The 19050-nt window shown below is 47.3% G+C and carries 16 protein-coding genes; 5 read left to right on the top strand and 11 right to left on the bottom strand.

Annotated features, from left to right (window positions below; genetic code table 11):
• Window positions 1-3: 3 nt before the first annotated feature.
• Window positions 4-2400: a glycoside hydrolase family 16 protein gene (locus PUW25_RS04205; protein WP_047912937.1), complete on the top strand. Its 2397-nt coding sequence runs from the start codon at window positions 4-6 to the stop codon at window positions 2398-2400.
• A 113-nt stretch (window positions 2401-2513) separates the two neighbouring features.
• Here the strand turns inward: PUW25_RS04205 and PUW25_RS04200 are convergent, their stop codons facing one another.
• From PUW25_RS04200 to PUW25_RS04160, 9 genes are all read right to left on the bottom strand, one after another.
• A complete protein-coding gene (locus PUW25_RS04200; RefSeq protein ID WP_081872637.1) occupies window positions 2514-3047 on the bottom strand; it encodes a GNAT family N-acetyltransferase in 534 nt (177 codons plus the stop codon).
• 227 nt (window positions 3048-3274) lie between these two features.
• Entirely contained in the window at window positions 3275-3442 is a 168-nt protein-coding gene (locus PUW25_RS04195) for a hypothetical protein (protein ID WP_177178814.1), read from the bottom strand.
• A gap of 115 nt (window positions 3443-3557) precedes the next feature.
• On the bottom strand, window positions 3558-4052 hold the full coding sequence (locus tag PUW25_RS04190; RefSeq protein WP_047912936.1) for a hypothetical protein: 495 nt from the start codon (window positions 4050-4052) through the stop codon (window positions 3558-3560).
• A 120-nt stretch (window positions 4053-4172) separates the two neighbouring features.
• Complete coding sequence (locus PUW25_RS04185; RefSeq protein ID WP_047912935.1) at window positions 4173-4406, bottom strand: YvrJ family protein; 234 nt, start codon at window positions 4404-4406, stop codon at window positions 4173-4175.
• A 172-nt stretch (window positions 4407-4578) separates the two neighbouring features.
• On the bottom strand, window positions 4579-4734 hold the full coding sequence (locus tag PUW25_RS04180) for a DUF3934 family protein (RefSeq protein ID WP_076312289.1): 156 nt from the start codon (window positions 4732-4734) through the stop codon (window positions 4579-4581).
• A gap of 217 nt (window positions 4735-4951) precedes the next feature.
• Window positions 4952-6343 carry a protoporphyrinogen oxidase gene (gene hemG / locus PUW25_RS04175; RefSeq protein WP_047912934.1) on the bottom strand — a complete coding sequence of 464 codons (1392 nt, stop codon included), beginning with the start codon at window positions 6341-6343 and terminating at the stop codon, window positions 4952-4954.
• Between the two features lie 14 nt (window positions 6344-6357).
• Window positions 6358-7227: a putative RNA methyltransferase gene (locus PUW25_RS04170; protein ID WP_337999942.1), complete on the bottom strand. Its 870-nt coding sequence runs from the start codon at window positions 7225-7227 to the stop codon at window positions 6358-6360.
• Window positions 7228-7470: 243 nt separating this feature from the next.
• Window positions 7471-9357: a molecular chaperone HtpG gene (gene htpG, locus PUW25_RS04165; RefSeq protein ID WP_047912932.1), complete on the bottom strand. Its 1887-nt coding sequence runs from the start codon at window positions 9355-9357 to the stop codon at window positions 7471-7473.
• 245 nt (window positions 9358-9602) lie between these two features.
• Window positions 9603-11606, bottom strand: a complete 2004-nt coding sequence (locus tag PUW25_RS04160; RefSeq protein WP_238546443.1) for a helix-turn-helix domain-containing protein — start codon at window positions 11604-11606, stop codon at window positions 9603-9605.
• A gap of 210 nt (window positions 11607-11816) precedes the next feature.
• Here PUW25_RS04160 and PUW25_RS04155 point away from each other — a divergent pair, with 210 nt between their 5' ends.
• The 4 genes from PUW25_RS04155 to sdaAA all read left to right on the top strand — a co-directional run bounded on the left by PUW25_RS04155 (window position 11817) and on the right by sdaAA (window position 16174).
• Window positions 11817-13055, top strand: coding sequence for an MFS transporter (locus PUW25_RS04155; RefSeq protein WP_047912930.1), 1239 nt, complete (start codon window positions 11817-11819; stop codon window positions 13053-13055).
• An 85-nt stretch (window positions 13056-13140) separates the two neighbouring features.
• Window positions 13141-14571 (top strand): amidohydrolase, encoded by a 1431-nt coding sequence (locus PUW25_RS04150; RefSeq protein ID WP_047912972.1) that lies wholly within the window; start codon window positions 13141-13143, stop codon window positions 14569-14571.
• A gap of 5 nt (window positions 14572-14576) precedes the next feature.
• A complete protein-coding gene (gene sdaAB, locus PUW25_RS04145) occupies window positions 14577-15245 on the top strand; it encodes an L-serine ammonia-lyase, iron-sulfur-dependent subunit beta (RefSeq protein WP_047912929.1) in 669 nt (222 codons plus the stop codon).
• 47 nt (window positions 15246-15292) lie between these two features.
• On the top strand, window positions 15293-16174 hold the full coding sequence (sdaAA, locus tag PUW25_RS04140) for an L-serine ammonia-lyase, iron-sulfur-dependent, subunit alpha (protein WP_047912928.1): 882 nt from the start codon (window positions 15293-15295) through the stop codon (window positions 16172-16174).
• Window positions 16175-16322: 148 nt separating this feature from the next.
• Here the strand turns inward: sdaAA and PUW25_RS04135 are convergent, their stop codons facing one another.
• Both PUW25_RS04135 and PUW25_RS04130 read right to left on the bottom strand, forming a co-directional pair.
• Window positions 16323-17924, bottom strand: a complete 1602-nt coding sequence (locus tag PUW25_RS04135) for an ROK family protein (RefSeq protein ID WP_238546442.1) — start codon at window positions 17922-17924, stop codon at window positions 16323-16325.
• Window positions 17921-19048, bottom strand: coding sequence for an S-methyl thiohydantoin desulfurase family protein (locus PUW25_RS04130; RefSeq protein ID WP_193746076.1), 1128 nt, complete (start codon window positions 19046-19048; stop codon window positions 17921-17923). The genes PUW25_RS04135 and PUW25_RS04130 overlap by 4 nt, the downstream gene beginning before the upstream one ends.
• Window positions 19049-19050 lie beyond the last annotated feature (2 nt).

The raw sequence follows: 19050 nt of genomic DNA, 5'->3' as shown, positions 1-19050 counted from the left end.
TTTATGAAGCATCGTCGTCATGCTACGGAGAAAAGTATTTTGCACGCCGTATTCAGTTTATTCTTAACCACAATTCTAATCACTACCTTCACCCTGCTGCCCGCCTCGAATGTTCACGCGGCTGAAGAAGCAGATCCTGCAATTACCTCTATGACCTACTTCTCTGCGGCCGACGGGCCTGTCATTACTAACTCGGGCGTTGGGCAGGCCAGCTATGGTTTTGTCATGCCGGTATTTAACGGAGGCGCTGTTACATGGAATGAAGTTGCTCAAGATTTGGGAGTTAAGGTAAAGGTCAATGGCAGCTGGGTTGATATTGATAGTATCGACAGCTTTACTTACAACCAAAACTGGGGGCACTGGAGCGATGGCGGCTTCAATGGCTTTTGGTTTACCCTTTCCTCTACAACAGAGCTTCAGCTGTACTCCAAGACAACAGGAGCTACGCTGGAATATACGCTCGTGTTCAATAACATCAACAAAACAACTATCACTGCAATGACCCCGACTCAAGGACCGCAGATCACGGCAGGATATACTGGCGGTGCAGGCTTTACCTATCCTACTTTTAATAATGATCCCGCTGTAACCTATCAAGCCGTAGCAGACGATCTGAAGGTCTACGTCAAGCCTGTCAATGACACAGAGTGGATTGATATTGACAACAATGCAGCCAGCGGCTGGATCTACGATCAGAACTTTGGTCAATTTACCGATGGCGGCGGCGGATTCTGGTTCAATGTAACCGAGTCAATCCACGTCAAGCTAGAATCTAAAACGTCGGGTGCTAACGTTGTTTACACGATTACTTTTAATGAGCCGGTAAGAAACTCATATGTACTCACACCTTATGAAGGAACAACCTTTACAGCAGATGAGAGCGGCGCCATTGGTATTCCTCTTCCCAAAATCGATGGGGGCGCTGCTGTAGGAACCGAGCTCGGTAATTTTGTATACCAGATCAACGTTGGCGGAGTATGGATAAACCTGGATCAATCTAGTCAGAGCGGGTTTACTTACGCTTCGAGCGGATATAACAACATGTCAGACGCCAATCAGTGGGGCTATTGGGCAGATCACATCTACGGCCTATGGTTTCAGCCCATCCAGGAGGACATGCAGATTCGAATCGGCTACCCGCTGAACGGTCAGAAAGGCGGCAATATCGGCAATAATTACGTGGTTTATACCTTTATTGGCAATCCCGATGCACCGCGTCCAGATGTAACAGATCAAGAAGATATCGCAATTGGCTCGCCAAGCAATCCCGACATTCAAGGCATGAATCTCATCTGGCGAGATGAATTTAATGGATCCGCACTCGATACCAGCAAGTGGAGCTATGAAACAGGATATTATCTTAATGATGACCCGAACACCTGGGGCTGGGGTAACTCCGAGCTGCAGCATTACACGAATAGTACACAGAATGTCTTTGTTCAAGATGGAAATCTTAACATCAAAGCCTTGAACGAGCCAAAATCCTTCCCACAAGACCCAAGTCGGTATGCACAATACTCATCCGGTAAGATAAATACAAAGAATAAGTTCTCTCTCGAATATGGCAGAGTGGATTTCCGTGCGAAGCTGCCGACAGGCAACGGAATCTGGCCAGCCTTGTGGATGCTCCCAGAGAACAGTCCTTATGGGGTATGGGCATCATCCGGTGAGATCGATGTTATGGAAGCCAGAGGACGCTTGCCAGGCTCAACCAGCGGCGCTGTGCATTTTGGCGGACAATGGCCAGCCAACCGGCATCTCTCAGGAGAGTATCACTTCCCGGAAGGCCAGACCTTCGCAAATGATTATCACGTGTATTCTGTCGTATGGGAAGAAGACAACATTAAATGGTATGTGGACGGCAAGTTCTTCTTCAAAGTGACCAGAGAGCAGTGGTACTCCACTGCTGCACCGGACAATCCGAATGCACCATTCGATGAGCCTTTCTATCTCATTATGAATCTTGCGGTTGGCGGAAGCTTTGACGGTGGACAGACACCGAATCCCGGCGATATTCCTGCCTCCATGCAGGTAGATTATGTCCGAGTCTACAAGGAAGGCAGCTCGAATCCGGACCCTACGGACCCAACAGACCCTACTGAACCCGAACCGATCTCTGTCGTTGGAGATGAGGTTAAGGGGCTGAAAATCCTAGGAGATGATTTGCAGTTCTATGTGAATGGTGCAACATTTGCGGATTTACACTATAAGGTGAACAACGGTGGTCAATTGAACGTCGCTATGAGCTCCACAGGGAATGGGAATTACACCTACACCGTAAATAACCTCCAGCAAGGTGATACGGTTGAGTACTTCTTCACCTATAATCCCGGTGGAGGGGCGTTAGATACGCCTTGGCTCACTTACACCCATGGGGTTACCCAAGGTGTGCCTGAGTAATACATTGATTATAGGCAAGTTACAGTATCTCTATAGCTCAAGAGAAAGAAGCAGGTACAGCATCACCTGCTTCTTTCACTGTATTTTATCGGATTAACCAACTGTAGCTTCTGTTAACTAAATGAAGTCGGCTCATCTATTGTAACGCCGTATACTTCCTTGTACAGCTGTTCCTTATACGAATGAAACTCTGTTTCTGTCAGTCGCTGAGGATAGCTCATGATGTATAGCGGCAGTTCCGGCTGGTCTTCACGCAGCGGCGGCTGTACATAGTTGTAATCTCCTAGTTGAAAACCGAGCCGTTCATAGAAGCCAATTCTTCTTCGCTTCAGCTCATCTTCGGGAGGCTCGACTTCCAGAATGACGGGCAGAGATGATTCCTTCATGAACTGTTCCATTAACTGTCTGCCTCTGCCTCCTCCTCGAATAACCGGAGAAACCGCGATATGCTCGACAAACCGAAAGCTCTCGAATTCCCAGCTGGCGAGAAAAGCAATGGCCTCCCCCTGCTCATCCTCTTGTGTCAGCAGACGATAATACGGATTAGACAGCAGCTTCTTCTGCCCTTCATAACTGCGGAATTCGATAATCGGAAAAGAATCCTCCATAATGCGATATATCTGATCAAATGTTTCGATTTGTATCAATTCTCTCACTTCCTTATGTCACAATCTGCTAAAATGATGCTGCAAAAGCGATGCTGCTTTTTTCAGTCTAGCATTGAACCTCAAGCTAATTCAAACTGGACACAAAAAAGGAAAAGCCCGGGCCTGCTGGCCTGGACTTTTCCCTTCATGTGATGTGACGATCAAATGAAAACTGAGTGGCTGTCTAGCAGGCATCCCTGCTGATAAGTGACTGGGTATGCTCTAAACTATTTCAAGTCTACGCGCGGTACTTTTTTGCCTCCATGTGATGATCGCGAGCTTCTCATCATACTGGAGACGGATGTAAACAGCTTATCTCTCGCTTTTTTATTCCTCATCAAGTAAGTGACACCAGCGCCAATCGCGGTCATAATAATTCCTCTTTTTTTAGACATGTGTAACTTCCTCCTTATAGGATCAATTTCATCGTGTCTTGCTTGAAATTTACCCTCTGCGGGGAAAACGAAACGCTATATCTGACGATTAACGTGATTTGCATCATAAACAGTGTTAATATACGTCTGCCGAGGAAATCGAAGTTTGTGATTTTAAAATGATAAATTTCTGATCATCCTTGGACTGTTCCCAGGCCGTATCATACACCACTTCCACATCAGGATGCGCTGCGAAATAATCTTCTTTCACTTCGAATCTCACTTCATAAGTGCTTGTCTCTTCATTACTGCTGGCCAAGCTGACCTCAGGTTCAGTGAAGACCTCATCTGCCTCATTAGACATGACAAACTGAACTTGATAACTTGGCTTATTTGTAATCTCGGCAGTGATCTGAACCTCGCGTCCCACATCATTATAGTGAGAATATTCCATATGCATCTGATCTCTTTCTGGTATCTCTTCAGATATGGAAGAATCTGCGTCATCCAAGAGATAATAGACTTTGTTTAATTTCGGTGCAGCTTCTTTGACTACGGCTGGTTCTGAGCAGCCTGCAGTCAGCAAGCCTGCTAAAACGGTAAACAGCATAAGTTTAGTTAGACGATTCATAGTTGTAAATACTCCATTTCTTGAATGAAATTTGTTTGTTATGCGAAGGAATTCCATATCGATTCAGCAATAGTTACTGCTCTTAACTACCCGTATCAAGAGGAAAATAGTTGAGCGAAATTATCCACCCTCTTTGTCCCGATCTGACTTCATTGCTTGACTGGCCGTCGCTGCTCTGGCTTCGGCATCCAGATCCCGAACCGTCTTTGTCAGCCGGGTTATGGAATTGTCCAGCTTATCTAAACGCGTCCCAATCGTGCTCAGAATATACCGAAGCAAAATGACACAAACCGCCATAGGAAAGCCGATATTCGTCACCAGATAAATGATTTCTTCCAGATTGATTAACTCCATTGTAAATCCCTCCCTTATATATGGAAAGGTAATGGAATCAGCCATTTTACAACCACGATCCGTATTTTCGTAAAAAACCGTTCTTAGCTGAGCTCAACACAAAGAACCGCCCGGAATTTCTGCCGGACGGTCTGATTGGATCTCTCTATATCCTGTAATTCTTAAGCTTGCTTTATTTCTGACCTTCGGAAGCTGTATCCGAAGATTTCTTAGTACCTTTGCTCTTATAAGGCTTGGGTGCACTCTTGGCGCGTCGCTCACTGGCTTGCCAGCGATTCCAGCCTTTCTTGCCTGTCCCTCTGCCTGTTCCGCCTTTACCTTTTGCCATGCTGTCCTTCACCACTTTATATTCATTTCCATACTTATGGGTTAGCCTAACACTATACAGGAATGAGAGCTCGATGTACAGTATCCATAGAAATTGCAATCCGTGTAAATTGCCAGCGAATGACGAGCTGATCTCCTGTTCTTGCAACGGATATACCCAGCATAATGATCTCTCCTTAAATATAGTGGCACACACCGATATTAAATCAGTAACTTGCTTAAGAGAGCAACTGTTCCATGACTTGTGCAGCTGTCTTCTCGCCGTTCAGCATACAATCTGGAATCCCTACTCCATAGTAGGAACAGCCCGCAAGCCAAATTCCCGGGAAATAAAGTGCCATATTATGCTCCAGCGACTGAACCAGCTCATGATGCTTCATATGGTAATTCGGCATTTGCTCATGCCATTTGCGGACGTGATGTGTGATCGGCTTCGCCGAAATTCCCATTGCCTCGCGAATGTCCGTCAGCGCAACTTCGATGAGCTCCTCCTCGGATAACGGAAGAAGAGAGTCATATACCGGCTTCGTGCTTTTATAAAAAAGTCTGACCAGCAGACGGCTGTGATCCGAGGTATGCTTCCACTTTCGGCTTGTCCATGTACAAGCATTGCACTTCAGGTCACTCGCATCCGTCGTGATGAACCCCGTCCCGTTAGCCGGCAGCTCACTGTCCGGCACATCAAAGCCCAAATAGACGCTGATCAAGGAGCTGCTCTTCAGCTGGTCAAAATCCTCCGTAAGCTCAGGCTTAGCCAGCATGCTTCCCGCTGCGGTATGAGGAACGCTGAGCACGACATAATCGGCTTCTAATACATCATCGATCGACAGACTCAGCGTATACTTTCCATTCACAGGCTCAATGCGGGTAACGGATGTAGCTGTGCGAATATCCACCTCCGAGAGCTCCCTCTCAAACGCCTCAATGAGATCCGACATTCCTCCGGCAAAGGAGAGAAACTTCTTCTCTCCAGAGGACTTCAGCTTGCCTCGCTGCTCGGACAATCCACGAATTAGACTTCCATATTCGTTCTTGTAGTCCAGGAGATAGGACAGTGTCGAAGCCAGCGTAAGGTCATATATATTGCCCGAATATACCCCGGATATAACAGGTGCAATCTGCTTCTCTACAAATTCCTTGCCGAGAAAAGCTTCAAGAAATTCACCAAGGGAATCATTTTTCGTAAACCGGTCATTCGGCGTGTAAAAATCCTTGAGAGCTTCGACCTTTCCTTCGGCTGACACTAGCGTCGTGCTGGCCAGAGATTCGATACTCATCGGTATCCCGAACATGGAGTCATCCGGAATCTGCTTCAGCTCCCCATCACTGTGGACAAAAGAAGTCCCTGTCTCGTTATAAACGATTCGATCGGTCAGCCCAAGCTGCTCAACGTATTGGAACGTATTCTTCTTGCGCGTTACAATGGAATCGGCTCCCGTCTCCATCGTAAACTCTCCATCGTGCACGGTGCTGATCTTCCCGCCCAGCGCAGATTCTGCCTCTAACAAGACAATCCGCACCTCTTGACCGCTTGTTCTTATTTCTTTTTGCAAATGATAGGCACAGGACAGACCTGTAATGCCTCCGCCGACGATAGCCACCGTCTTCAATGGAATCACACCTTCTATATCTTTAAGTTGTTATTCTTCTTTGTTCCATACAAAATATGATACTCAAAAGTAATGCTCTGCTCCTTGAGAGCTTCCTTCAGCTTATGTTCTGCAATTCCCCAGGTCAGCGGTGTCATATGCACCAAGTGAGCCATTTCCTCTGTGTTAAGCTGAAGCGTATAGCTTACCTTCTCCTCATGAATCATGTGATAATGATAGGAAAAATGCTCGATTGTACGTATATTATCGTACGCCTGCTGCGCCGTATGCTCATAGAATCGGCTTCTCAGCTCCTGCAAATACCCGCTGCCCGGAATAACCTTAATGATGATGCCATCATCTGTAAGCAGTCTGTGAAACTCTTCATAGTTTGACGGTGACAGAATATTCAGAACACAAGGAAAGCTGCTGCTCCTAAACGGCATTCTGGCCAAATCAGCGACGCACCAGAGGTTATCCGCGTCTTCCTTGGCTGCGAGCAAGATTCCTTCCTTAGAAATATCGAGCCCAACGCCACACCATTCATGTCTCGTCAGGGAGACAAGCTGCTGCTGAAGCTGGATTAATAATGACCCTTCGCCACATCCGGCATCCAGCAGCATATTCGGTTCGGAAGCCTTATTGTACAGAAAGTGATCCGGTAAGTGATTTATCATGCCTACCGTGATCGCCTTAATGAGCGGTTCAAGCTTGCCAGCGGAGATCAGCTGCTTGCGTGCACGGAATAACGTGCGATCATATTTGGTTTTAACTGCACGCAGCAGCAGATTAATGTAACCAAATTTCGATATATCAAAAGTATGTCCTTGTGGACAAAACAAGCTTTTTCCAGACTTTAAATCCATTACTCCGTGACACACGGGACAACGAAGCAAATGAATCATATGAGAATTCAACACGTAGTACACCCCGTTCATTCATTTATCGTAGGAATGAAAAAGGCACAGAAAAATAAACCCCTGGCTTGTTATTTTTAAAAACGCCTGGGCTTACTTATAATCTGTACCTCTCATTAACGATAGCGAATGAATTGAATTAGCATACGTCGTTCTCCTTAAAATAGAAAAATGAGAACAGAAACCTCTGTTCTCATTTTATTTTAACGTGGCATGAAGCTGTAGTAAACCTTACGCCATGATTTTGCAAATATCATTCGTGAACGCGACGGGATCTTCTACCTGAAGACCTTCAATCAGCAGCGCCTGGTTGTACAGAACGCTGGTGTACACCGCGAATTTATCTTGATCATTCTCAAACGCCTGCTTCAATGCACTGAACACGTCATGATTCGCATTAATCTCCAGCACTTTGTCGGCTCTGACCTGCTGGCCGTCGGCATTCGGCATCGCATTCAGCACTTTCTCCATCTCGATGGTGATTTCACCGTCGGCGGATAGGCAGACCGGATGGGATTTGAGACGCTTGGAAGCCTTGACACTCTTCACTTTACCGCTCAAGAGCTCCTGCATTTTCTCAAACAATTCCTTGTTCTCGGATTCCTTCGCTTCTGCTTCCTCTTCGCTGCTATCTGCTTCAAATCCAAGATCGCCGCTTGATACGGAACGGAATTCTTTCTCCTGATAGTTCATCAGCATCTTAATGGCGAACTCATCCACATCGTCGGTGAAATAGAGAATTTCATAGCCTTTATCCGCCACGAGCTCGGTTTGCGGCAGACGTTCGATACGCTGTACGGACTCACCTGTTGCATAGTAAATATATTTCTGATCCTCCGGCATACGGGAGACGTATTCAGCCAGACTGACCAGCTTCTGCTCCTTGGATGAATAGAACAGCAGGAGATCCTGAAGATCGCCCTTGTTCATGCCATAATCGTTGTATACACCAAATTTAAGCTGTCTGCCAAACGATTCGTAGAATTTCTCATAATTCTCACGCTCATCCTTCATCATGGATTGCAGCGCAGATTTGATCTTGTTCTTGATGTTCTTCGCGATCAGCTTTAATTGACGATCATGTTGCAGCAGTTCGCGGGAAATGTTCAAGGACAGATCCTCGGAGTCGACCATCCCTTTGACAAAGCTGAAGTAATCCGGCAGCAAATCTCCGCATTTATCCATGATCAATACACCGTTGGAGTAGAGCTCAAGGCCTTTCTCATATTCCTTGGTGTAATAGTCGAACGGCGTTTTCTCTGGAATAAACAGAATGGCGTTGTACACAACAGCACCGTCAGCACTGATATGTACGTGCTTCAGCGGCTTGTCGAAGCCGTAGCGTTTCTCGAAATAGAAGTTCTCATAGTCTTCATCTGTCAGCTCACTCTTGTTCTTCCGCCAGATCGGAACCATGCTGTTTACGGTTTGCTCTTCGGTAACTTCCTCGAACTCGTTCTCCGCATCTTCCTTCGGCTTCTGCGTCTTCACGTCCATCTTGATCGGATAACGAATGAAGTCGGAATATTTCTTGATGATCGTTCTAAGACGATACTCCTCCAGGAATTCATCATAAGAATCCTCTTCCGTATTCTCTCTGATGTGAAGAATGATATCGGTGCCCACACTCTCCTTGTCAGCAGGATCGATCGTGTATCCATCTGCGCCCTGAGACTGCCATTTATAGGCCTGATCGCTGCCCCAAGCCTTCGTAATCACTGTAATCTCATCCGCAACCATGAACGCGGAATAGAAGCCGACCCCGAATTGACCGATAATGTTGTGGCCGTCCTTCAGTTCATTCTCGCTCTTGAACGCAAAAGATCCGCTGTTCGCGATGATCCCGAGGTTATTCTCCAGCTCCTCCTGCGTCATCCCGATTCCTGTATCAGAAATCGTAAGCGTGCGGTTTTCTTTATCTGCGATAATCTTAATGAAGTAATCCTCGTTATTGAATGTCAGCTGATCCTCGACCAATGCCTTATAGTACATCTTGTCGATCGCATCACTGGCGTTGGAGATAAGCTCTCTTAGAAAAATCTCTTTTTGCGTGTAAATAGAATTAACCATCATCTCCAGCAAGCGCTTGGATTCGGCCTTAAACTGCTTTGTTGCCATGATTAGTCTCCCTTCTATTCTATGAGCGTCCTTGCTCAAATTTTTAGCACTCTAAACCTTAGAGTGCTAACTCTTCTACTTATATATCATATTGGAAAAATTGATGTCAAGTTTGGATTTGAAATCAACCCAATCAGCTATAACTTCGATTAAAATAGGCTCGATCCTTCATGTAGGAGGTAAATTCATGTGAGCAATATTGAACTTGTCCTCATATATATTTTAGAAGGTGGAAACTTCATGACCTATAAACGAGTCGACTGCCGAAGGTAACAAGCCAGCTGCAAGTGAAGAAGATGCTCCTGATTATTAAAGGACATGCCTAATATCTCTTCAATCTTATGGATGCGCTGATACAGTGTGTTGATATGAATATGAAGCTCGCTCGCAGCTTGTGCCGCAGATCCACCACAGGCCATATAGGTAATCAGCGTTTCCTCAAGACCCCCGGCTTGCCCTTTGGCTGTTCTGAGCGGCTCAAACACCTCTGCTATAAAATCATTCAGATCCTCAGCAGGCTGCCGGATAAACAATCGATTTACTCCGATATCCATGTAACGTATCGTCCCCTGTGCACCACGAGTCTTCTGATAGGACAGCGCCTTATCCGCTTCCTGATAGCTCGTATTAATTGCATCCAATCCTGACCGCATTGAACCTAAGCCCCCGAACAGCTTTGTATTATTTTTGCTCTCCCATTTCGGCAAGGAGGTAATAAACTTCTCTTCAATTTCTCCAGGCCTATGGGCTTCCGATGGGACAAGCATGACGGTGATACGTCTTTCACTGCCAAATGCGATGGGCATGTTCCCCGAGGGCAGCTTCTCCCGCAAATAGGACACAAGCTGAAGTGAAAGAGTGCTGAGCATAACCGGACTTACCAGCTCCGTGAATTCAAGTAGACCAACGATAATTTGTGTACTGGGAGTAATACCGATCTCTGCAGATCTCACCCAGTATTCCTCCGAATCTTTGCTGAGCCTGAGGTCATTAAAGAATTGCTGTGTTCTTTTGAAATAAAATTCAGCGAGAGACTGCTTTCTCATCAGCTCAAGCGCGAGTACAGAGCTACCCTGCTCAAGTGCAACCAGCTGCAGCGGTGAGAGTCTTTCGTTCATACGGATAATGAGGTAGCCGAGGCATTGATTTGCGGAAGCAATGGGATATAGATACTGATTCATCTCCCCTTCTACTCCTGCAACAAAGGTCAAGTAATCAGAATGATTCAATGATCGATATAGTTCTCTCAGACTCTCAATGCTCCATTTACTTATCGCCTTTCCCCGCTTAGGAAACCATTCATTATCAATAAAGTCCACAAAGGTCAGCGGTATGCCGATAATACGCGTCAGCTCACTGACGATGGACACCACACCTTTATTTTGCAGCGATAGACGCATCAAAGAAGAATGGATCTCATCCCGTCTGACAAGTGTTTCGTTCTGTCTGCTTAAGTTGTCATACAGCCTCGCATTCGTCAGTGCAATAGATACCTGATCCGCGAAGCTCTGTAGAAGCCTCACATCCGATTCCGTAAACAGCGGTACATTTCCCCTTTGATATACAATGAGCACACATTCCGTTTGACCTTCAACCTTGATGGGAACGGAAATAATACCGCAAATATCTTCAAAATCATAAGCTGTATTCAAATGACGCCTATTTTCGAGCGTCATATTTCCGAAATCATCCTCCAGCATCAGCATATTGTTATACAATTTAGGTGTGCCTCTGCTGAATGTATGCCCAATGATTCCTTCTCCTGGCTTCAGCTTCATTTGAAGCATCCCCTCTCCAAGCCCCCCTGCTCTCGCTTTAACCGTCAAGGCATCGATTTCAGGATCATATTGCCACAGAACACCAATGCATTCATAAGGAATAACAGACAGCGCACTTACAAGAATCCGGCTGAGTAGTTCATTTAGATCGAGCAGCTGAGTCACATCCCGAATGCTGTTCATGACCTCATTGAGCGCCCGCTCATGCTTCGCAGCTACCGCTTCTGCATAATACGGATACAAGAGAGATGAAATCTCCACCAGTTGTTCTGCAGAAAAATCACATTTTGAAAACAGTCGGACAGCTATACACACGTTGTTGTTATATGGAAGAAAAGCTAACGTGACATTTTCTTTTTCCAGCCGATACTCCGGATGATGAAGGGGGGAATTGCGTCGGAATTCAGGAGCAGCTGTCTTCTTATCCCCAATCGAAGTAATCAACCGCCAATCCGACCAATTCCCACTCATCCAAACCTCATAATCCCAATTACCTAAACGTTGATGTAAGATTTCATGCAGCACTCCGTTCAATAGCTCCGCCCCCATGTCAATGTAGGTTTTCACATAATAATAGAGCTAATTATACAAAGATATACATTGTATTAAAACCCCTTCCTCCTGTAACTTTAATATAACAAACGCATACATATAACAATTGATGAGAAGGAAGGTAACACAATGTCGAAGGTCGTACAAAGCAAAAACTTTAAGTACATTGTTCTCACTCTTTTATTTCTCGGCTGGTGTCTAGGCAATCTCGATCGGTTTGTGATGAACTATGCCATTGTAGGGATCACACAAGATCTGGGTCTCAGCGCGTCCGCCCAAGGAATCATTCTGAGCAGTTTTTTCCTCGGCTACGCTATTATGCAAATACCGGGCGGGGCACTCGCTGACCGTTTTGGCTATCGGAAAGTCATTCTCGTCTCAGTCTTCGCCTGGTCCATCTTCACCATCTTGACCGGCTCAGCCTGGTCTCTGTTCTCTCTCATCTTCGTCCGTTTCCTGTTCGGGATTGGAGAAGGCAGCTTTTTTCCCTCTGGATCAAAGGCCATTGCAACTACATTCCCGATAAATCAAAGAAGCAGTGCAATGTCAATTATGCTCGCCTCCGGTGCAATTATGGGTGTTGTAACTCCGATCCTTACGAGTCAGGCGCTTGAAACAATCGGCTGGCGGACCCTGTTCTATATCATCGGTGCCGTAGGAATTCTCGTTACAATCCTTATGTTCTTCCTATTAAAAGAGCCGGCTCAGCCTCTGCAATCAGCGGCAGTTCCTGCGCCTAAAGAAAAGGTGCCATTTAAGATTGTTCTTAAAACCCCTATGATCTGGAACCTGTTTATCGGTTACTTCAGCATTTACGCCGTGAACTGGGGGCTGCAATCCTGGATGCCTACTTATATGGTCAATGTCAGAGGGCTTGATATGACGCAAATGGGTCTACTTTCTGCTATTCCGGCTGTCATCAGCATTTTCACCATGCTGCTCAGCGGCTATATACTTGACCGCATTCCCGCAGGTAAAGACCGGATTATTGCTTCCGTATTCGGCATTTTCGTGGCCCTTTTCCTGTACTTGATGAGTACTGCCGGCAGTATCGCCATGTTCATTACCCATCAAACTATCGTTACAGCACTCGCTGGTTTCATTTCAACACTCATTATTTCAAAGTCCCTTAAAACGATGCCGGAAACGGTTGTAGCAACTGCAAATGGATTCATCAATACCGGTGCTCAGCTTGCCGGCTTCCTTACGCCAATGCTTATAGGCTTCCTGGTTGAAGCTTCAGGCGGATCTTATACTGCAGCCTTCGTGATGCTGATCGCATTTGCTGTAATCTGCTCCGCTTCACTTATGCTGTCTCGCCGTTCAGACAAGATCAAACCAACCGATATTCAGCCCACCACTGTGTAAGTTGAATCATGCGGTTATGCTTCAATAACCAGCTTACAATAATCAATTACTGCCAATAGAGAGGTGTGTTCCTATGACAACAACGATCGATTTAAGCAAGTATGTATCTGACGCCATCGAAGGAAAAAGTGAGCTGTTCACTAATGCAAGCGACCAGGTATGGTCTTTTGCAGAAACCAGATTCGATGAATTCCAATCAGCCAAGCTTCTCATCGATGTTCTAGAAGCTGAAGATTTCTCTGTGGAGAAAGAAGTCGCTGGACTTGAAACCGGATTTATCGCCTCCTATGGGACAGGCAGCCCGGTCATCGCCTTGTTAGGTGAATATGATGCACTGGCTGATTTGAGCCAAAAGGCAGGGACTGCTGCGTATAGTCCTGTCACTGCTCGCGGAAATGGTCATGGATGCGGGCACAATCTGCTTGGCGTCGGGGCACTTGCAGCAGCTGTCGCTGTGAAAGATTACCTTAAGGATCATCCCGGTACAAGCGGAACGATCCGCTTCTACGGCTGTCCCGCCGAGGAAAGCGGCTATGGCAAAACCTATCTTGCCCGTGAAGGTTACTTCAAGGATGTGGATGCCGCACTCTCCTGGCATCCCCACTCCATGAACGCGGTTATGCATGGCAGCTCGAATGCTGTTATTCATGGCACTTTTACTTTCAAGGGGATCAGTGCCCATGCAGCTTCAGCCCCTCATCAAGGACGAAGCGCATTAGATGCTGTTGAGCTCATGAACATCGGGGCGAACTATATGCGCGAGCATATGATTGATCAGGCGAGATTGCACTACGCAATAACAAACTCAGGCGGGTTTGCACCGAATGTGGTACAGGCAGAGGCCGAAGTGACTTACCTGGTCCGTGCTCCTAAGACACATCAAGTACGCAGCCTGTTCGAACGGCTGATCAAAATTGCTGAGGGGGCTTCCCTCATGACCGAAACACAAATGGAATTTAAATATGAAGGTGCCTGTGCCAACCTCATTCCGAACAGTACGCTCGAAAAAGTGCTGCATAAGAATTTGACTCAATTGGGAGTCCCTGAATATGAAGAGGAAGAATATGCCTACGCCAAGGCTATTTATGAAACTTTGCCCCTTCAAAATAAACAGGAAGCAGAAGCTATGGTTGGTCCCCAGCTTGCAGGTGTGCTTACCGAGCGGCCGCTCCCTGGCTTTATCGCACCGTTCTCTGAAGATAAAGAAACGTTTATGAGCGGGTCAACTGATGTGGCTGATGTCAGCTGGAACGTACCGACCGCACAGTGTGTAACAACAACAATGGCGTTCGGAACCCCCCTTCATGCATGGCAGACAGTAGCGCAGGGTAAGAGCACTTATGCTCACAAAGGAATGCTGCTCGCGGCTAAAGCGATGGCGGCAACAGCGATTGAATCCATACTTGATCCAAGTATCGTCGCCGAAGCAAATAAGGAATTTAAAGAAAGATTGGGCGGCGAAGTGTACGACTGTCTTGTTCCACAAGATGTGCAGCCCCCAAAACGAGGAGCTTGATCGAATTGAGATTTAAAGACGTTTTTTCCATCATAGGTCCGGCCATGGTCGGACCGTCCAGCTCCCATACTGCGGGTGCGGCACGTATCGGACGTACAGCAAGACTACTGTTCGGAGAATGCCCGGCACATGCTGAGATCAAGATGTTCGGCTCGTTTGCGGCAACATACCGCGGGCACGGGACGGATACAGCTATCGTTGGAGGACTACTTGACATGAATACGGATGATCCAAGACTTCCTGATGCCTTTGTTCATGCAGAAGCGGCTGGAATGTACACTACCATTGGCCCCGGAACCGGACTCTATCCTCATCCCAATACAGCTGAGATTATCCTGACAAATAAAGGGGGAGACCGCCTGCTTAACTTGGTGGGCACTTCGATCGGAGGCGGGAATATCGAAATTGTTCGGATCAACGGCTATCACCTAAAGATGACGGGGCTGTATCCAACACTGATCCTTCGCCATATTGACGAGCCAGGCGTTATCGCCGTAGTTACCAGAATGCTGGTTGATGCCGGCATTAATATTGGTCATATGTCTGTCGATCGAAAAAACCGCCGCGGTGAAGCCATGATGGTCATGGAATGCGACGGTAAGATCAATTCACCCTTGGTTGAACGAATAAAGGCTTTACCTGAGATTCAGGAAGTCAATCTTCTCATCTTGTAAGCAAGTCCTATTTTTCTGTATCTCATGTATAAAGGAGTCTTACGCTTATGAACTTTCGAACATTAAAACAACTGGCAGAGCTCGCCGAATCCAGAGAGCTCTCCCTTGGCAGACTCATGCTGGAGGAACAATGTCTGGAATCAGGCGAGGACCAGGATGTCGTATTTGCTCAAATGAAGGAATACTACGAAATTATGAAAAAAGCGGTCCATCAGGGACTGCATACCGATACGACCTCTAAGAGCGGGCTAACGGGCGGAGATGCAAGAAAGATGCGAAGCTATCGCGACAACGGACAATCCATGCTCGGAGATCATGCCAGCTTGTCAATGACGTATGCCCTCGCGGTATCCGAGGTCAACGCTTCCATGGGACGGATCATTGCGACACCGACAGCCGGCTCCTGCGGCATTATTCCCGGTGTATTCATCAGCAGCCAGGAAAGGTTCGGGTGGACAGATGAGCAGATGGTTTATGGCCTGTTCGCTTCCGGCGCCATTGGTTATGTGATCGCAAATAACTCCTTTATCTCTGGAGCAGAAGGCGGTTGCCAGGCGGAAGTGGGATCCGCCATCGGTATGGCGGCAGGTGCCCTCGTCGATATTCAGGGTGGATCACCTGCTCAGGCCATTCATGCTGTAGGACTTGCCTTGAAAAATACGCTTGGCCTGATCTGCGATCCAGTGGCAGGCCTGGTCGAGATCCCATGTATCGTTCGCAACGGATTCGGCGCCATTACGGCACTCGGAGCAGCCGACATGGCACTGGCCGGGGTTCGAAGTGTCATCCCTTCGGACGAAGTGGTTCAGGTCATGCTCGAAGTAGGATCGGCCATGCCTGAATCGCTGCGGGAAACGGCTGGCGGCGGCTTGGCTCAGACCCCGACAGGTCGTAAGATAACAAGAGATTTGCAGCATAACCCATCTTAATTCTCACAGCTCAAGTATTAGTTTCTTGAATAATGAAGTGGATAATCAACAACCAAATGAATTTCCTTTGCAAAAAAGGCATCCTTCCAAGGTCCATAGACCCGAGAAGGATGCCTTTTGTTAATGATCTTTTACTAATGATATTCTCTTATAATCTTCCTGCTGCCTTCACCTTAACAAGCAGTGCATTCCCTGGCAGGTACGCCAGTGGAATATCCTCGGTAAAGACGATTTGGACGGTATCTCGGTCCGCTCCTGCCCGAACAGCCTGCTCTACCGCATGGCTGCGGGCATCCTCCATTACTTCATCATAGGTCAGTTCCTCGAGTGAATAGATGCGTTCGGTTTCTCCGCTCACTTCACCTAGTGCTGCACCAATTGCATTAGCCGCACCATAATAGGCTGGACGTATAATGCGGGCTACACCCTCAAGCTCCTCTGGCACCAATATACTTCCACCGCCGACCAGAATGACATCGACAGGCGCACTGCTCGATTTCATCCGATCAATAGCATCTTCTATATCGGTCTTTATGATTTCATCTGCTTGGAGACAAATTTCCTCGTCAATCCTCTCGATTTGAGCACCTTCCCAATGTGTCCTACCAAGCTTCACCACAACATCCGTCGCCGTCAACGTATCCCCTCCAAAGATGGTCCCTCGTTTAGTCAGCTCATAACCGACACTGTCAGGACCTACGGTAACAACGCCCCTACTCTCGCCATCACTCGAAGCCTGCGTACGAATAATTGTACCGCCCCCTATGCCGATGGATAGAATATCCGGCATACGGAAGTTGGTTCTTACACCACCCAGCGTTACAGCAGCAGAGGACTGCCGGGGAAAACCCTGGCTAAGAACACCGATGTCCGTTGTTGTGCCCCCAATATCCACGACAAGTGCGTCACTCAGTCCGGATAGATGTGCAGCTCCACGAATCGAGTTGGTTGGTCCGCACGCAATTGTCAAGATTGGATAACGCAGCGCATAATCACTGCGCATCAGAGTCCCGTCATTTTGACAGATATAAACGCCGGCTTGAATGCCGAAGCTCTCAAGCGCTGCTTCAAATCCCTGGACTACACCCGAAATGACGCCAAGAAGAGCGCCGTTCAATATTGAGGCATTCTCCCGTTCCAGGAGACCGATGCTGCCAATTTCATGGGAGAGGGTAACTACCATGTCCTCACCGAGCACTTCTCGAACAATCTCCGCAGCCCGTCTCTCCTGTGAAGTATTCACCGGAGAGAAGATACCACAAACGGCAACGGATGCTACCTCACCCTTCATTCGCTCACATAAATTTCGAATTTCCTCTTCATCCATATCAACGATGGTGCGTCCGTCATATTCATAACCCCCCTTGGCCATATAGGCATGATCGCCGATGACGGAAGCAAGTGTTTGATCCCATCCTGTCAGCGGAGGAATGGTCGTTGCCGCAGGTGCTCCAATCCGAATAAGTCCCACTTTGCCCAAATTTTTTCTTTCCACGATTGCATTCGTACAATGGGTCGTTCCCAGCATGGCAAACTTGATTAGTGCAGGGTTCACCGTGCTTTCTTCCAGCAGCTTACGCACGGCTTCAACTATACCCTCATTCACATCCTTCGTGGTATGCACCTTCACCGTATGAATCGTATTCAGCTTGGAATCAAGTAGTGCCGCATCTGTATTCGTACCCCCTACATCAATACCGATGCGATATGATTCCATACTGCTTAATTGGGATTCTCTATTCACAGTCATGCCTGATTCGCTCCTTTCTTCGCTGCCAGCTCTTCAATTGGCACAAAAGGAACGTCATAGCCAAAATACTTCGGTCCAACGGTATCAAGCCCCTTCGGTGTTCGCCACTTCGGATCACAAGGGAAGCCGACAGCTGTAATCCGGGCACCGTATTTCAGGTTCTCTGTAGTAATCGGCATGCCTGTGTCCTGATCCAATAGGGATATTAAATCGGGTGTCACCGCAAGAGAACGCTCTCCCTCCTTCGCCAGCAGGAACTCATTTTGGAAAAACAGCTTCATTGTCCGGCCTTTATGCTCGCCTGTACCTTCAAAGGTCGCTTCACCACGTGTGAAGCCGCCCTCCATCCGGCGGCGGATATCCGACGCCTTGCCATGGAACAAGGCATATCCATTCAGCTGCTTAAGCAGCGCTTCAATAGGGTGCTGCTTCTGCTCCTTCGATTCAAACAACGTTTTACCGATCTCGTATGCGAGGGATAACGTATGTGGAATGACACTTTTCTTCATCTGCGCACCGGTAGCTGGATAATCACAGATGGAGGCAGACCCGCCCATTTGAATCGTTACTGCACGCGCCATTCGTTCCTCCCATATACCATCAATCGCATGCATAAGCACGGCATTTCCCCGTTCATCCGCCATCGTAATCGGACTCGGGTCCATGCCATCGAGATAGAAGGTTACCATTTGCGATTCAGGAAAAGCCCGCCCCATCGCATCCGCATCAAGCACAGGGATGCCCCGCTCTGCTGCGGCAATGACGGGAATAAGTGAATTGCCTCCTCCAACCTCAATCGGCATAATAGCGGAAATCTTTCTGCCGAGCTCTTTTTCGATCAGATCTAATGGCTTACTCATCTGCTCCTGCGCCGGAATTTTCTCATTCATGACCGTTGGTGCACCTATCATGGAGAACGGTACTACAAGATCGTCGTCCCCGAGCTCATCGGGAGAGATTACTTTTACCGGCCCATATTTCTTTATGGCTCCTATAGCCATCAGTTTGCCGATATGCGGATCGCCACCGCCCCCTGTACCGAGGACCGCCGCACCTACCGCAATATATTCAATCGCTTCTTCTGTAAGCTCTGTTAGTCGATTCATTTCGTTTATGCTTGTCATGT

Source organism: Paenibacillus urinalis (assembly GCF_028747985.1).
Taxonomy (GTDB): Bacteria; Bacillota; Bacilli; order Paenibacillales; family Paenibacillaceae; genus Paenibacillus; species Paenibacillus urinalis.
The sequence above is the reverse complement of the archived record's forward strand: the minus strand, read 5'-3'. Positions and strand labels throughout refer to the sequence as shown.

Excerpts from the sequence above, each read along its gene's own strand:
- PUW25_RS04135 (WP_238546442.1), bottom strand. The coding sequence starts at position 17,924 with ATGACTGTGAATAGAGAATCCCAATTAAGCAGTATGGAATCATATCGC.
- PUW25_RS04130 (WP_193746076.1), bottom strand. The coding sequence starts at position 19,048 with ATGACAAGCATAAACGAAATGAATCGACTAACAGAGCTTACAGAAGAA.
- htpG (WP_047912932.1), bottom strand. The coding sequence starts at position 9,357 with ATGGCAACAAAGCAGTTTAAGGCCGAATCCAAGCGCTTGCTGGAGATG.
- PUW25_RS04180 (WP_076312289.1), bottom strand. The coding sequence starts at position 4,734 with ATGGCAAAAGGTAAAGGCGGAACAGGCAGAGGGACAGGCAAGAAAGGC.
- sdaAA (WP_047912928.1), top strand. The coding sequence starts at position 15,293 with ATGAACTTTCGAACATTAAAACAACTGGCAGAGCTCGCCGAATCCAGA.
- PUW25_RS04195 (WP_177178814.1), bottom strand. The coding sequence starts at position 3,442 with ATGTCTAAAAAAAGAGGAATTATTATGACCGCGATTGGCGCTGGTGTC.
- PUW25_RS04155 (WP_047912930.1), top strand. The coding sequence starts at position 11,817 with ATGTCGAAGGTCGTACAAAGCAAAAACTTTAAGTACATTGTTCTCACT.
- PUW25_RS04160 (WP_238546443.1), bottom strand. The coding sequence starts at position 11,606 with ATGAGTGGGAATTGGTCGGATTGGCGGTTGATTACTTCGATTGGGGAT.
- PUW25_RS04170 (WP_337999942.1), bottom strand. The coding sequence starts at position 7,227 with ATGATTCATTTGCTTCGTTGTCCCGTGTGTCACGGAGTAATGGATTTA.
- PUW25_RS04205 (WP_047912937.1), top strand. The coding sequence starts at position 4 with ATGAAGCATCGTCGTCATGCTACGGAGAAAAGTATTTTGCACGCCGTA.
- PUW25_RS04185 (WP_047912935.1), bottom strand. The coding sequence starts at position 4,406 with ATGGAGTTAATCAATCTGGAAGAAATCATTTATCTGGTGACGAATATC.
- PUW25_RS04190 (WP_047912936.1), bottom strand. The coding sequence starts at position 4,052 with ATGAATCGTCTAACTAAACTTATGCTGTTTACCGTTTTAGCAGGCTTG.